Origin of the sequence: Cryobacterium sp. Sr8 (assembly GCF_004403225.1) — a bacterium.
In the GTDB taxonomy this organism is placed as follows: domain Bacteria; phylum Actinomycetota; class Actinomycetes; order Actinomycetales; family Microbacteriaceae; genus Cryobacterium; species Cryobacterium psychrotolerans.
In genome coordinates, this window is the sequence record NZ_SOHO01000029.1 from 77,037 (window position 1) to 90,707 (window position 13,671).

The 13,671-nt window shown below is 66.2% G+C and carries 14 protein-coding genes; 7 read left to right on the top strand and 7 right to left on the bottom strand.

The window, feature by feature from the left end; all coding sequences use genetic code 11:
• The first annotated feature begins 19 nt into the window (after positions 1–19).
• Entirely contained in the window at positions 20–1,165 is a 1,146-nt protein-coding gene (locus tag E3T54_RS04950; protein WP_174844390.1) for an alkaline phosphatase family protein, read from the top strand.
• On the opposite strand, the gene E3T54_RS04955 is transcribed toward E3T54_RS04950, so the two are convergent.
• A complete protein-coding gene (locus E3T54_RS04955; RefSeq protein WP_241977063.1) occupies positions 1,162–1,761 on the bottom strand; it encodes a DUF3043 domain-containing protein in 600 nt (199 codons plus the stop codon). The two genes, E3T54_RS04950 and E3T54_RS04955, sit on opposite strands and share 4 nt — an antisense overlap.
• Before the next feature lie 37 nt (positions 1,762–1,798).
• Between E3T54_RS04955 and E3T54_RS04960 the strand changes: the two genes are divergently transcribed.
• The 5 genes from E3T54_RS04960 (at position 1,799) to E3T54_RS04980 (ending at position 6,950) form a co-directional block, all read left to right on the top strand.
• The gene (locus E3T54_RS04960; RefSeq protein ID WP_134474810.1) at positions 1,799–3,214 is read left to right on the top strand and encodes a dipeptidase; all 1,416 of its coding nucleotides are present in this window, start codon (positions 1,799–1,801) and stop codon (positions 3,212–3,214) included.
• Between the two features lie 103 nt (positions 3,215–3,317).
• Complete coding sequence (gene erpA, locus E3T54_RS04965) at positions 3,318–3,674, top strand: iron-sulfur cluster insertion protein ErpA (RefSeq protein ID WP_092321846.1); 357 nt, start codon at positions 3,318–3,320, stop codon at positions 3,672–3,674.
• A gap of 237 nt (positions 3,675–3,911) precedes the next feature.
• Positions 3,912–4,796 carry a cytochrome c oxidase subunit II gene (gene coxB, locus E3T54_RS04970; protein ID WP_092321848.1) on the top strand — a complete coding sequence of 295 codons (885 nt, stop codon included), beginning with the start codon at positions 3,912–3,914 and terminating at the stop codon, positions 4,794–4,796.
• Between the two features lie 3 nt (positions 4,797–4,799).
• Positions 4,800–6,527 carry a cytochrome c oxidase subunit I gene (ctaD, locus tag E3T54_RS04975; protein ID WP_134474811.1) on the top strand — a complete coding sequence of 576 codons (1,728 nt, stop codon included), beginning with the start codon at positions 4,800–4,802 and terminating at the stop codon, positions 6,525–6,527.
• Positions 6,528–6,950, top strand: a complete 423-nt coding sequence (locus E3T54_RS04980) for a cytochrome c oxidase subunit 4 (RefSeq protein WP_134474812.1) — start codon at positions 6,528–6,530, stop codon at positions 6,948–6,950.
• Positions 6,951–7,053: 103 nt separating this feature from the next.
• Here the strand turns inward: E3T54_RS04980 and E3T54_RS04985 are convergent, their stop codons facing one another.
• From E3T54_RS04985 to E3T54_RS05005, 5 genes are read right to left on the bottom strand one after another with little or no spacing between them, the layout of a single operon-like run.
• A complete protein-coding gene (locus E3T54_RS04985) occupies positions 7,054–7,929 on the bottom strand; it encodes a methyltransferase domain-containing protein (RefSeq protein WP_134474813.1) in 876 nt (291 codons plus the stop codon).
• Positions 7,930–7,954: 25 nt separating this feature from the next.
• Positions 7,955–9,589, bottom strand: a complete 1,635-nt coding sequence (locus tag E3T54_RS04990) for a cytochrome bc complex cytochrome b subunit (protein ID WP_134474814.1) — start codon at positions 9,587–9,589, stop codon at positions 7,955–7,957.
• A complete protein-coding gene (locus E3T54_RS04995) occupies positions 9,583–10,650 on the bottom strand; it encodes a ubiquinol-cytochrome c reductase iron-sulfur subunit (protein WP_134474815.1) in 1,068 nt (355 codons plus the stop codon). Before E3T54_RS04995 ends, E3T54_RS04990 begins: the two co-directional genes overlap by 7 nt.
• A 38-nt stretch (positions 10,651–10,688) precedes the next feature.
• On the bottom strand, positions 10,689–11,501 hold the full coding sequence (locus E3T54_RS05000; protein WP_134474816.1) for a c-type cytochrome: 813 nt from the start codon (positions 11,499–11,501) through the stop codon (positions 10,689–10,691).
• A gap of 18 nt (positions 11,502–11,519) precedes the next feature.
• Positions 11,520–12,149: a heme-copper oxidase subunit III gene (locus tag E3T54_RS05005; protein ID WP_370254907.1), complete on the bottom strand. Its 630-nt coding sequence runs from the start codon at positions 12,147–12,149 to the stop codon at positions 11,520–11,522.
• A gap of 142 nt (positions 12,150–12,291) precedes the next feature.
• Here E3T54_RS05005 and trpD point away from each other — a divergent pair, with 142 nt between their 5' ends.
• A complete protein-coding gene (trpD, locus tag E3T54_RS05010; protein ID WP_134474817.1) occupies positions 12,292–13,344 on the top strand; it encodes an anthranilate phosphoribosyltransferase in 1,053 nt (350 codons plus the stop codon).
• A 12-nt stretch (positions 13,345–13,356) separates the two neighbouring features.
• On the opposite strand, the gene E3T54_RS05015 is transcribed toward trpD, so the two are convergent.
• On the bottom strand, positions 13,357–13,671 hold a 315-nt coding region (locus E3T54_RS05015), incomplete at its 5' end, for an aquaporin (protein ID WP_174844391.1).

Below are 13,671 nucleotides of genomic sequence, written 5' to 3' on the forward strand. Positions count from 1 at the left end.
GTATGTCAGACTTGGCCCGATGCCCCCCATGCTACCGGCCCGCCATTTCAGCGTCCTGCGCCTTGCCGACGTTCTGGCAAGTTCCCTCGCCGCGATCCTCGGCCAATCGAACGCCCTGGCTCTTCCCCCGGCGTCCAGGTCGGTCGTCGTGCTCGCCGACGGGCTCGGGGTGAGCTCCCTCCGCGCCCGGGCCGGCCACGCGCGCTTCCTGTCCTCGCTTCTCACGAAGGCGAGCGTCATCGACGGGGTGTTCCCCGCGACGACGGCAGCGGGAATCGCGACCCTGACCACCGGTGTTGCGCCGGGGCAGCACGGCCTCGTCGGCTACCGGGTGCTTGACGCCGCACGCGACCGGGTCGTGAACCAGCTCACCGGCTGGGATGACGACATGCGGCCCGCCACCTGGCAGCGGGCGAGAACAATCTTCGAGCAGGCCGGCGACGAGGGGGTCCCCAGCTTTGCCATCGGGCCCAGGAAGTTCACCGGATCCGGGTTCACCCAGGCTGTCCTGCGCGGCGCCACCTACGTTCCCGCCGAGAAGATCGCCGACCGCTTCGCCGCGGCCCGACGCATCCTCGACGTCGAACCACGCGCCCTGGTCTACCTCTACGTCGCCGAACTCGACATGGCGGCCCACGCCCACGGATGGGAGTCCGGCCGGTGGCTCGCCGAACTGGAGATCCTCGACGGTGAACTCGCTCGTTTCGCCGCCGGCCTGCGCTCCGACGAGGGCCTGCTCGTCACCGCGGACCACGGCGTGATCGACGTGCCCCAGACGAAGCACGTCCTCTTCGACACCGTGCCGGAGCTCGTCGCCGGAGTGCGCCACATCGGCGGCGACCCGCGCTGCCTGCACCTGTACCTGGAGCCCGGCCAGTCCGATGTGACCGCGGATTCACTCGCCGAGGCCTGGCGCGGCGTCGAAGGCGAGCGGGCCTGGGTGTTCACCCGCGACGAAGCCGTGGCGGCCGGGCTGTTCGGTGCCGTCGATCCCGAGGTTCTCCCTCGGATCGGGGACGTGATGGTTGCCGCCCGCCGGCTGGTGGCCTACTACGACTCGAGAGAGCCCAACCAGGCGGCACGGTCGATGATCGGGCAGCACGGCTCGCTCACCGACGAGGAGCTGCGCGTGCCCCTGGTCAGGGCAGGCGCCTTCGGCCGTTAGGACGGGTACTGGCCGCGCTTCACCTGCGGCTTGGGCAGGCGCATGGGACGCAGCTGCAGGGCGCGCATGGCCGCGTACCAACGCACGCGCTCCACCCTGCCCGTGCCGAATTTGGCTTCCATCTTGCGGGTGAGGAGGAATCCGAGCACCACGGCGTCGACGACGGCCACGAGGAAGAACGCCCAGAGTGCGAGGATCCCGTAGGTCTGCACGGCCGGGTCGGGGAAGAAGGTCAGCAGGATCACGAGGAACATGACCGGAATCATGAACTCCCCGACGTTGAACCGGGCATCGACGTAGTCGCGCGCAAATCGCTTCTGCGGTCCGCGTTCGCGCAGGGGCAGGTACTTCTCCTCGCCCGCCGCCATGCCGAGCCGTGCACGGTCACGTGCCTGCATGGATTTCGCGCGGGCCTGCTTGGCGGCCAGCTTGCGGTCGTCGGGAACCAGCGGGCGCTTGTTGGCCGCTTCCTGCTCCCGGCGGCGCGGCGTGGCCTGGCCCTTGCCGGCGGGGGTGCCGCCAGTGAGACGGGCCGTCGTCTGCTCGAGACTTTCGGTCGACGAGTTGGAGTCCGGGTTTACAGGTTGGTTAGCCACATCAGTTCCTTGCATTGGTTGGCTTAAGATTACCTGCATGACGGATACCTCGGAAACTGACACAACGACCACCAGCGACGCGGACCTTCGGGCGGCCGTGGAACGGGGGATACCGGCGACGATCGCGGAGTTGTGCGCCCTGGTGAAGATCCCCTCTGTGGCCTGGGCCGCGTTCGATCCCAGCCACGTGCAGGCCAGCGCGGAGGCCGTCGCCGCCCTCGCCCGGGGCCTCGACGTTTTCGAGTCGGTGGAGATCAAGCAGGCGGGGATTCCCGGCAGTTCCGACCTCGGCCAGCCGGCCGTGCTGGCCACGCGACGGGCCCGCAACGGACGCCCCACCGTGTTGCTGTACGCGCACCACGACGTTCAGCCCCCCGGCAAGGACGAGGACTGGGAGTCCAGCCCCTTCGAGGCGACCGTTCGCGGCGACCGACTGTACGGACGGGGCGCGGCCGACGACAAGGCGGGCGTGATGGCGCACATCGCGTCCATTCGCGCGCTCGTCGAGGCGGAGGGCCCCGACTTCAACCTCGGGCTGGCCCTGTTCATCGAGGGGGAAGAGGAGTTCGGGAGCCGCTCCTTCGCGACCTTCCTCGAGGAGAACCGGGAGGCGCTGCGTGCCGACGCGATCGTGGTCGCCGATTCCAACAACTGGGACATCGACACTCCGGCGCTCACCATCGGCCTGCGCGGCAACGTGACCTTCCGACTGACCGTTCGCACCCTCGACCATGCTTCCCACTCCGGCATGTTCGGGGGAGCGGTGCCGGATGCCATGCTGGCCACGATCGCCCTGCTGGCCACCCTGCACGACGCCGACGGCTCGGTCGCCGTAACCGGCCTCACCAGCCACGAACAGGCGACCCCCGACTACTCCGAGCAGCAGCTGCGCCTCGAGACCGGCCTGATCGACGGGGTCGCGACGATCGGCCGCGGCACGATCCTCAGCCGGATTTGGTCGCAGCCCTCGATCACCGTCACCGGGATCGACGCGCCCTCGGTCGCGAACGCCTCCAACACGCTTTCGCCCTCGATCTCCGTGCGGGTCAGCACCCGCATCGCCCCGGGGCAGGTCGCGGCGGACGCCTACGTCGCGCTGGAGAAGCACCTGCTCGAGCATGCTCCGTTCGGCGCGAAGGTCGAAATCGACGACGTCGACATGGGGGAGCCGTTCCTCGTCGACACCAGCGGCTGGGCCGTCGCGGAGGCCAGGCAGGCCATGGCCGACGCGTGGGGGACGGAGCCGGTCGACATCGGCGTCGGGGGGTCGATCCCCTTCATCGCCGATCTCGTGCGCGTGTTCCCGGAGGCCCAAATCCTCGTCACCGGGGTGGAAGACCCGGACTCTCGTGCGCACAGCCCGAATGAATCGCTGCACCTGGGCGTTTTCAAGCGGGCGGTGCTCAGCGAAGCGCTCCTGCTGGGTCGGCTCAACCAGCGCACAGGGCACTGAGCATCCCGTCCATCTGCCCAGGCGGGAATGTCCACGGCCTCTTCCCGGTTGTCTCGGATAGAATCTGTCTCAATTCCCGCCCAGGCGAACACCGAGGAGCATCATGACCGACACCATCGCCACCAGCACCGAGGCCCATGGCGTTGGCCTCACCGACGTCGCCGCCCAGAAGGTACGCAGCCTGCTCGCCCAGGAAGGCCGGGAGGATCTGCGCCTGCGGGTCGCCGTCCAGCCCGGCGGCTGCTCTGGCCTGATCTACCAGTTGTACTTCGACGAGCGGATGCTCGACGGCGACGCCGTCCGGGACTTCGACGGCGTCGAGGTCATCGTGGACAAGATGAGCGTCCCGTACCTGGTCGGAGCGTCGATCGACTTCGAGGACACGATCCAGAAGCAGGGTTTCACCATCGACAACCCCAACGCCGGCGGCAGCTGCGCCTGTGGAGATTCCTTCAGCTAGGTCGCTCTGTGCATGCTTTGCTGGGAGATCATCCGTCTGGATGGTCTCCCCGCGGCGTTTACGGGCACCTCGGTGTGTCTTCCCGAGGCATCGATGGGCACCTTATTGTCCTCGGTATGGGCTTTTTTGGCCGACGAGGCCGCGTTCGTGCACTCTGGTCGGCGTGTCTCGGAGTAGGCTAGGAATCGGTCAAAGCACTTCCTGAGAAGTGCCCTCGAGTCTCCCGAAAGGTGCCCGGTGCGCAATAATCGCCGTCTCCGATGGGCTGCAATTCCGGTCGCAGCGACGTTATCTATGGTTCTCGCCGGGTGCACAACTGCCCAGCTCAACGGCTTCATGCCTGGTTTTGAGGAGGGGCAACCAAACGTCACGAACCAGACCGGCCGCATCGGCGGGCTCTGGACAACGTCCTGGATCGTCCTCCTCGTCGTCGGGCTGATCACCTGGGGCCTCACGCTCTGGGCTGTCGTGGTCTACCGACGGCGCAAGGGGCAGACCGGGCTTCCGGTGCAGCTTCGCTACAACATGCCGATCGAGATCTTCTACACGGTCGTGCCGTTGATCCTCGTGATCGGCTTCTTCGCCTTCACGGCTCGCGACCAGACCGCCATCGAAGCCCGCTTCGATGAGCCCGACGTGAAGATCGGGGCCATTGCCAAGCAGTGGGCCTGGGACTTCAACTACGTCAACGAGGACGTCTACACGGCGGGCGTCCAGGGCCAGCCCGACCCGGCCGGCGACCCCGGTTCCCTCGTGGAGACCGAGATCCCCACGCTGGTTCTCCCGGTCGGCAAGAAGATCGAGTTCGCACTCGACGCCCGCGATGTCATCCACTCCTTCTGGGTCATCGACTTCCTGTACAAGAAAGACATGATCCCCGGCAAGACCAACTACATGTCGGTCATTCCGGAACGGATCGGCACCTACCAGGGCAAGTGCGCGGAGCTCTGCGGCGAGTACCACTCCCTCATGCTCTTCAACGTCGAGGTCGTTTCGCAGGATGACTACGACGCGTATATTGAGTCCCTCCGGGCGGCCGGTAATGAGGGTCAGCTCGACATCGACTACAACCGCAACCAGAATCTTCCGGGCACCAACGCCCCGAAGGCGCAGGAGGATTAGGCCATGAGCACCACGACCGCACCCGCCCCGCGGCGCACGACGCCCCTGTCGCCCTCGGCCAACCGCAAGGGAAACATCCTCGTCAAGTGGATCACCTCGACTGACCACAAGGTCATCGGGTACATGTACCTGATCACCTCGTTCGTCTACTTCTGCATCGGCGGGGTGATGGCGCTCATCATGCGCGCCCAGCTCTTCGAGCCCGGACTGGAGATCGTCGCAACGAAGGAACAGTACAACCAGCTGTTCACGATGCACGGCACGATCATGCTCCTCATGTTCGCGACTCCGCTCTTCTTCGGCTTCGCAAACGCGCTGATGCCGCTGCAGATCGGCGCCCCTGACGTGGCGTTCCCGCGGCTGAACGCACTGTCGTTCTGGTTCTTCAACTTCGGCAGCCTGATCGCCGTCGCCGGGTTCCTGACACCGCAGGGCGCCGCATCCTTCGGCTGGTTCGCCTACCAGCCCCTGGCGAGCACCACCTTCTCGCCGGGCGTCGGTGGAAACCTGTGGATGGTGGGCCTGGGCCTGTCCGGCTTCGGGACGATCCTCGGTGGCGTGAACTTCATCACGACGATCATCACGATGCGCGCGCCGGGCATGACCATGTTCCGGATGCCCATCTTCACCTGGAACACCCTGGTCACCTCGATCCTGATCCTGATGGCGTTCCCCGTGCTGGCCGCGGCGATGCTCGCAGCCGCCGCCGACCGCATCTTCGGCGCCCACATCTACGACCCGGCAAACGGCGGCGCCATCCTGTGGCAGCACCTGTTCTGGTTCTTCGGGCACCCCGAGGTCTACATCATCGCCCTGCCGTTCTTCGGCATCGTGTCCGAGGTGTTCCCGGTCTTCAGCCGCAAGCCGATCTTCGGCTACAAGACACTGATCTACGCGACCGTCTCCATCGCGGCCCTCTCCGTTGCCGTCTGGGCCCACCACATGTACGTCACCGGCTCGGTGCTGCTGCCGTTCTTCTCCCTGATGACCATGCTCATCGCGGTGCCGACGGGCGTGAAGATCTTCAACTGGATCGGCACCATGTGGCGGGGGTCGCTCACCTTTGAGGCGCCCATGCTCTGGGCCCTCGGCTTCCTGATCACGTTCACGTTCGGTGGGCTGACCGGCGTCATCCTCGCATCGCCGCCGCTCGACTTCCACGTTTCCGACACCTACTTCGTGGTGGCTCACTTCCACTACGTCGTCTTCGGCACCGTCGTCTTCGCCATGTTCAGCGGCTTCTACTTCTGGTGGCCGAAGTGGACCGGCAAGATGCTCAACGAGCGTCTCGGCCGCTGGCACTTCTGGTTGCTGTTCATCGGCTTCCACACCACCTTCCTCGTGCAGCACTGGCTCGGTGTCGTCGGAATGCCCAGGCGCTACGCCACCTACTCGCCCGACGACGGCTTCACCTGGATGAACCAGCTCTCCACCGTCGGGTCGATGATCCTTGCCCTGTCCATGATCCCGTTCTTCCTCAACGTGTACCTGACCACCCGCAACGCGGCCAAGGTCACCGTCAACGACCCGTGGGGGTACGGGGCCTCGCTCGAGTGGGCGACATCCTGCCCGCCGCCCCGGCACAACTTCACCTCCATTCCGCGGATCCGGTCCGAACGTCCCGCGTTCGACCTGAACCACCCGGAGGCGGGGATTCCGGTCGGCATCGGCCCGGGCAAAGATGCTCCGGATGCCCCTACCTACGACGCATCGTCAGAAACGGTCAAGTAAATGAGAGCGAACGTCAATCTCTTCTGGATCCTGACGGCGTTCTTCGCCATCGTGACTGTCGTGTACACCGGGTGGGGTCTCCTCGACACGAGCCAGGGCCGGATCGAGTGGGCCGGCACCTTCGCGCTGGGGCTCTGCTCCCTCCTGTCCCTGCTCATCGGCTTCTACCTGAGCCGCGTGCGCGGCGCCCAGGGCGGCGACCTGCCGGAGGACCGCCTCGACGCCAACGTCGACGACGGCGACCCCGAGGCGGGCTTCTTCAGCCCGTGGAGCTGGTGGCCGATCATGCTCGCTGCCAGCACCGCGCTGCTGTTCCTGGGCCTGGCCGTGGGGTTCTGGATTTCCTTCATCGCCCTGGCAATCGGCCTCATCAGCCTGGTCGGCTGGGTCTACGAGTACTACCGAGGCCTGTTCGCGCGGTAGACCAACAATCGGAATGCCGCCTACGCGTCTTGACGCGTAGGCGGCATTCTTTTTGGGCGTAGGACCCTGGCCTGCGGATGTGTCCCGCCGGGGTCGTACGCGGTCAGTTCGTTCGGCGGCGGAATCCGAGTACCTCGAAGGCGGTCGTCACCGTCCACGGCACGTCGTCAGCGTCCTCGGCCGGCTCCGTGTCCCTCTGGTGCGCGTCCCTGTGATGCGCGTCCCTGTGATGCGCGTCCCTGTGATGCGCGGATGGCCCCATCCCGATCAGGGCATGGACGTCTGTCGTGGACAGGTTGAGCGTGCGGGAGAGGGCCTCCCTGGACTCGAGTTCGAACCAGGGCGCCAGGCTTGCCCGGAGCTGCGCCGCCTTGTCTGCCTGCACGTCGAGGGCGAGGCCGGCCTCCCGGAGTTCCCGGAGATGGTCAGCCTGGGGGATGACAACGGCCAGCAGGCCCCGCGGCCTGAGCACCCGGTGGAACTCGACGGGGTTCCGCGGCGCGAACACCGTGAGGATGACGTCCGCCGCCCCATCCCGTACCGGCAAGGGGGACCAGACATCGGCGACCAGGCCGTCGACGCGGTCGACGTCCCGTGCGGTGCGTGCCACGGCGGCGGGGGAGAGGTCCACGCCCAGGGCGCGCGCGTCGGGGCAGGAAGCCAGCACGCCACGGAGGTAATAGCCCGTTCCGCAGCCGATATCGAGCACGCGAGAGGGGGCCTCGGCGGAGACCAGGACCGCAAGGGCATTGCGGAGGGGCTCGAACCAGCCGGCGTTCAGGAAGGCGTCCCTGGCATCGAGCATGGCGGCGCTGTCGCCGATCAGCCCCCGGGAACCGCCGAGGGCGGAGAGGAAACCGCGCTTGTTGACGTCGAAGGAATGCCCGGCCGGACAGACCAGAACAAGCGGGCCGCCGGGGGACAGGGGCTGGAAACAGTTCGGGCACCGAAGCCACTCCGACAGGGTCTGGAGGGACATCGATGCCCGATCTGGTTGCGGTTCCCTAGTGGTGATCGCCGTGCGCCTGCTCGATTTCGGTGGTGCTCACCGGCGAGATGCGGTCTTCGAAGAACCAGCGGGAGAGCCCGGCGCGCATTCTCTGGCCGACCGTGATCCTGCCCCGGTCATCGGGGCGAATCATGAGCGGCTTGTAATCGGAGTAGTCCACCAGCTTCCAGCGCTCGTACTCGTCGACCGGCTGGTGCACCTCGATGTACTCACCGCCCGGAAGTCGGACGATGCGCCCGGACTCGTACCCGTGCAGCACGATCTCGCGGTCCTTCTTCTGCAGGGCCAGGCAGGTGCGCTTGGCAATGAAGTACGCCGCGAACGGGCCGAGGATCGTGAGCGCCTGCATGGTGTGGATGACACCCTCCATCGTCACCTGGAAGTGCGTCGCGATGATGTCAGATCCCGCAGCGGCCCAGAGGGCTGCATAGAACGTGACGCCGGCCGCACCGATGGCGGTGCGGGTCGGGGCGTTGCGCGGGCGGTCCAGGATGTGGTGCTCGCGCTTGTCGCCCGTGATCCAGGCCTCGATGAACGGGTAGATCATCACGAGGACGATGAACAAACCGAGTGCGACCAGCGGAATCAGGATGTTGAACGACCAGGTGCCGCCGAGCCCCACGAACTCCAGTCCCGGCGGGACCAGGCGCAGCGCGCCATCGGCGAAGCCGATGTACCAGTCGGGCTGGGTGCCGGCGGAAACCGGCGAGGGGTCGTACGGCCCGTAGTTCCAGATCGGGTTGATCGTGAAGAACGTTGCCATCAGCATGATTACGCCGAAGACCAGGAAGAAGAACCCACCGCCCTTGGCCGCGAACAGCGGCAGAATCGGGGCTCCGGCCACGTTCTGGTTCGTGCGTCCGGCGCCCGGGTACTGGGTGTGCTTGTGCACGACGACGAAGACGAGGTGCATCGCGATGAGCGCGACGATGATCGCCGGAAGCAGCAGGATGTGCAGCGAGTAGAGGCGACCCACGATATCGGTGCCGGGGAACTCGCCGCCGAAGAGCAGGAAGGTGATCCAGGTCCCGACCAGCGGGATTCCCTTGACCATTCCGTCGATGATGCGGAGTCCGTTGCCGGAGAGCAGGTCGTCGGGGAGGGAGTAGCCGGTGAATCCTTCGGCCATCGCCAGGATGAACAGGATGAAGCCGATCACCCAGTTCAGCTCGCGCGGCTTCCGGAATGCGCCGGTGAAGTACACGCGGAGCATGTGCAGTCCGATGGCGGCAACGAACAACAGGGCGGCCCAGTGGTGAACCTGGCGCATCAGCAGTCCGCCGCGGACATCGAAGGAGATGTCCAGGGTGGAGGCCATGGCGGCCGACATCTCGATGCCCTTCAACGGCACGAACGAGCCGTCGTAGTGCACCTCCGACATCGATGCCTGGAAGAAGAATGTCAGGAAGGAACCGGACAGCAGGATGACGACAAAGCTGTACAGGGCCACCTCGCCCAGCATGAACGACCAGTGGTCCGGGAAGACCTTGCGGCCGAGTGCCTTGACCGCGCCGGAGATGCTCGTGCGCTCATCGATGTAGTTCGACGCGGCGGCGGTCAGGCCGCCGGACTTCTTCGTTTCGGCCAGCGCGGTGGATGGTGCCGCGGATGATTCGGTCGTAGTCACGATCGCTCCCAGAAGCTCGGCCCGACGGGCTCAGTGAAGTCGCTCTGCGCGATGAGGTAACCCTCGGCGTCAACGGCGATGGGCAACTGCGGGAGGGGCCGTTTGGCCGGTCCGAAGATGACCTCGCAATGGTTGCTGACGTCGAACTGCGACTGGTGACACGGGCAGAGGAGGTGGTGGGTCTGCTGTTCGTACAGGGCGACGGGGCAGCCGACGTGGGTGCAGATCTTGGAGTAGGCGACGATGCCGTCGTAGGACCAGTCCTTGCGCTCCGGCAGCTCGTTGAGGTCTTCCGGCTTCAGGCGCATGAGCAGAACCGCGGCCTTCGCCTTCTCCTCGAGCTTGCCGTGTTCGAGGTCCTGGAGGCCCTCGGGGATGACGTGGAACGCCGAACCGAGGGTGACGTCGACGGCCCTGATCGGGGTGCCGCTCGGGTCCATGGCAAGCCGCGTCCCCTTCTTCCACATCGTCTGGCTGAGCAGCTCGATGGGGTCGGTATCCGGGCCGAGGCCACGGAAGAGCACGACGGCCGGGAGCGGAAAGGCGATCAGCGCAGCGAACAGGCTGTTGCGGATGAGGGTACGACGGCCGAAGCCGGACTCTTCGTTAGCGATCTCGAAGATCTCCACCGCGCGAGCCCGGGTTTCTTCCGAGCCGCGCACCGGGTGGCGCTCGTCGATGACCTCGTGGTTGGACATGAGGGCCTTGCCCCAGTGGACGATGCCGATGCCGAGGGCGAGCAGAGCGAGCGAGAGCCCCAGGCCGATGAACAGGTTGTTCTCGCGCACCGAACCGGGATCTTCGGGGTTGATCGGGAAGGCCATGTACGCGGCGATCGCGAAAACACTGCCCACGACCGACACGTAGAAGAGCGTGTAGACCGTGCGTTCGGCACGGCGCTCGGCCTTCGGGTCGACGTCGGTCACCCGCAAATCGTGGGGCGGGAATCCGGGGTTCGCAATGGCATCCCGGGTGACCACGGCTGTGCCGACGGGCACGTCCGGACCGCCGTGCGACGAGTCGGCGGCGGCCAGTTCCTTCCCGCCGTTATCGTCCTTGGCCATTGTTCTCCTTCTTAGCGTGTGTCATGTCCGGATGCCGGTCAGTTCGACTTCGCGGTGATCCATACGGTTGTCGCGACGACGGCTCCCAGCCCGAAGATCCAGAGGAAGAGTCCCTCTGAAACCGGGCCGAGCGAGCCAAGCGCGAAACCGCCGGGGGACGGGTTGTTCTCGAGGTACTTGAGGTAGGTGATGATGTCGCGCTTGCCCTCTGGCGTGATGTTCGCGTCGTTGAACACCGGCATGTTCTGTGGTCCGGTGACCATGGCCTCGAAGATGTGGGCCTCGGTGACACCGGTCAGGGCTGGTGCGAACTTGCCCTCGGTGAGGGCTCCGCCCGCGCCGGCCACGTTGTGGCACATGGCGCAGTTGACGCGGAAGAGTTCCCCGCCGGCGGCGGCGTCACCCTGGGCGTCGAGCAGCGAGGCATCCGGAAGGCCCGGTCCGGGAGCAAGGGAGGCGACATAGGCGACGAGGGCCCTGGTCTGCTCTTCGGTGAACTGCACCGGCTTCTTCTGTGCCTGCGGGCCGTTCATCTGCATCGGCATACGCCCGGTGCCGACCTGGAAGTCGACCGAGGCGGCGCCGACACCGATGAGGCTCGGGCCGGTGCCGCTGCCCTGGGCGCTCAGGCCGTGGCAGGTCGCGCAGTTCGCGGCGAAAAGCTTCTCGCCTTCGTCGATCGTCTGCTGGGAGGACAGGTCCGACTCGGCGCGTGCCGTGCTGGTACTGAACATGGCGTACGCGCCGCCGGTGAACATCAGGCCGATGGCGATGAGCGCGACGCTGGCCAGCGGATGGCGTCTGCCGGCCTTCCGGCCGGTGCGGGGCTTGCTTGTCTTGGTCTCAGGCATGCTGAAGATGTCCGCTTCCTATTTGAGAACGTAGATGACCAGGAACAGGCCGATCCAGACGACGTCGACGAAGTGCCAGTAGTAGGACACGACGATGGCGCTGGTTGCCTCTTTGTGGCCGAAGTGCTTGACCGCGAAGGCGCGACCAATGATGAGAAGGAAGGCGATCAGGCCGCCGGTGACGTGCAGGCCGTGGAATCCGGTCGTGATGTAGAACGCCGAGCCGTAGGAATTCGACGAGAGCGACACGCCTTCGGAGACGAGCGTTGCATACTCCAGGACCTGCCCGGCGACGAAGATCGCGCCTAGTGCGTAGGTGAGGAAGAACCACTCGACCATGCCCCACTGGCTGGGCTTCCAGCCAGTCGAGCGCGACTGCAGCCGCTCGGCGGCAAACACGCCGAACTGGCAGGTCACAGAGGAGAACACCAGGATCAGCGTGTTCACCAGCGCGAAGGTGAAGTTGTGCTTGTCCGTTTCGAACTGCCACAACTCCGGCGCCGTGGAGCGCAGCGTGAAGTAGATCGCAAACAGCCCGGCGAAGAACATGACTTCGCTTCCCAGCCAGACAATGGTGCCCACTGCCACGCTGTTGGGCCTGTTCACTACAGGCGTACTTGCCGTATGGGATATCGAGGTGCTCGTCACCCCTCCATTATGGCCGATATCCGCACAGGTTTTTCTCAACCTGGCGTGCCAGTTGCCCGAAAGTGCGGATTCGCGTGCCCGTGTCCGGTGTCACGTGACCAGAAAAGACGGGGCTCGGTCGCGAGCGGATTAAGCTGAATTCATGCTCGAATCGCAATCCTGGCCGAATGTCCTCAGTGCCCTCCTTGGCGGGGAGGACCTGAGCGTTGCCGACGCAGCCTGGAGCATGGAGCAGATCATGCGGGGGGAGGCGTCCTCGGCCCAGATTGCGGCGTTCCTGGTCGCGCTGCGGGCCAAGGGGGAGACCGTCGACGAGATCGTTGGATTCCGGGACGCGATCCTCGATCACGCCGTGCCGCTGGACGTCGACCCGATGGGGCTGGACATCGTCGGCACAGGGGGAGACCGGTTCGGCACCGTGAACGTGTCGACCATGGCGTCCATCGTGTGTGCTGCGGCCGGCATCCCGGTCATCAAACACGGCAACCGGGCCGCGAGTTCCGCGTCGGGGTCGTCGGATGTCCTCGCGGAGCTGGGCATCGACCTCACCCTCTCGGCCGAGAAAGTCGCTGAGATCCTCACCGCCACCGGCGTCACGTTCGCCTATGCGGCCGCTTTCCACCCCGGCTTCCGCCATGTGGCCGCCACCCGCAAGGAACTGGGCATTCCGACGGTGTTCAACTACCTCGGTCCCTTGTGCAACCCGGCACGGCCGGAGGCCTCCGCGGTGGGCGTTGCGAGCCTCGACCGGGTACCGCTGTTCGTCGGCGTGTTCCAGACCCGCGGCGCGACGGCTCTCGTCTTCCGGGGCGACGACGGGCTGGATGAGCTGAGCACGACCGGCCACAGCCACATCTGGGAGGTTTCCCGCGGACTCGTGACCGAACACGACATCGACCCGCGCGACCTCGGCATCACCCGGGCGAAGATGAGCGACCTCGTCGGGGGAGACGCCGCGCACAACGCGGCCGTGGTGCATGCCGTGCTCGCCGGAGAGAAGGGACCCGTGCGCGACATCGTGCTGCTCAACGCGGCCGCGGGACTGGTGGCGTATGACCTGGCCAACGACCCGGGACAGGTGCAAACGGCGATCCTCGACCGTTTCCGCAGCAAGTTGGCCGTGGCCGCTGAGACGATCGACTCCGGCGCGGCCACGGCCAAGCTGGCGCAGTGGGTACAGGCCAGCCGGGCCTGAACCGCGCGGTGATTAGGTCAGGATCGGCAGTAGCACGACGGATGCCCAGCCGGCGAGAAGCCCGCCGATGACCGGTCCGACGACGGGCACCCAGGAGTAGGCCCAGTCGGAGCCGCCCTTGCCCTTGATCGGCAGCAGGAAGTGCGCGATCCGCGGCCCGAGGTCTCGGGCCGGGTTGATGGCGTAGCCGGTCGGGCCGCCGAGCGAGGTGCCGATCGCGATCACGAGCAGGGCCACCGGCAGGGCGCCGAGGGCGGCGAGGCCGCCGGCTTCGCCCTGGCGTCCGCCGCCGAAGGCGATGACGACGAAGACGAGCACGAAGGTGCC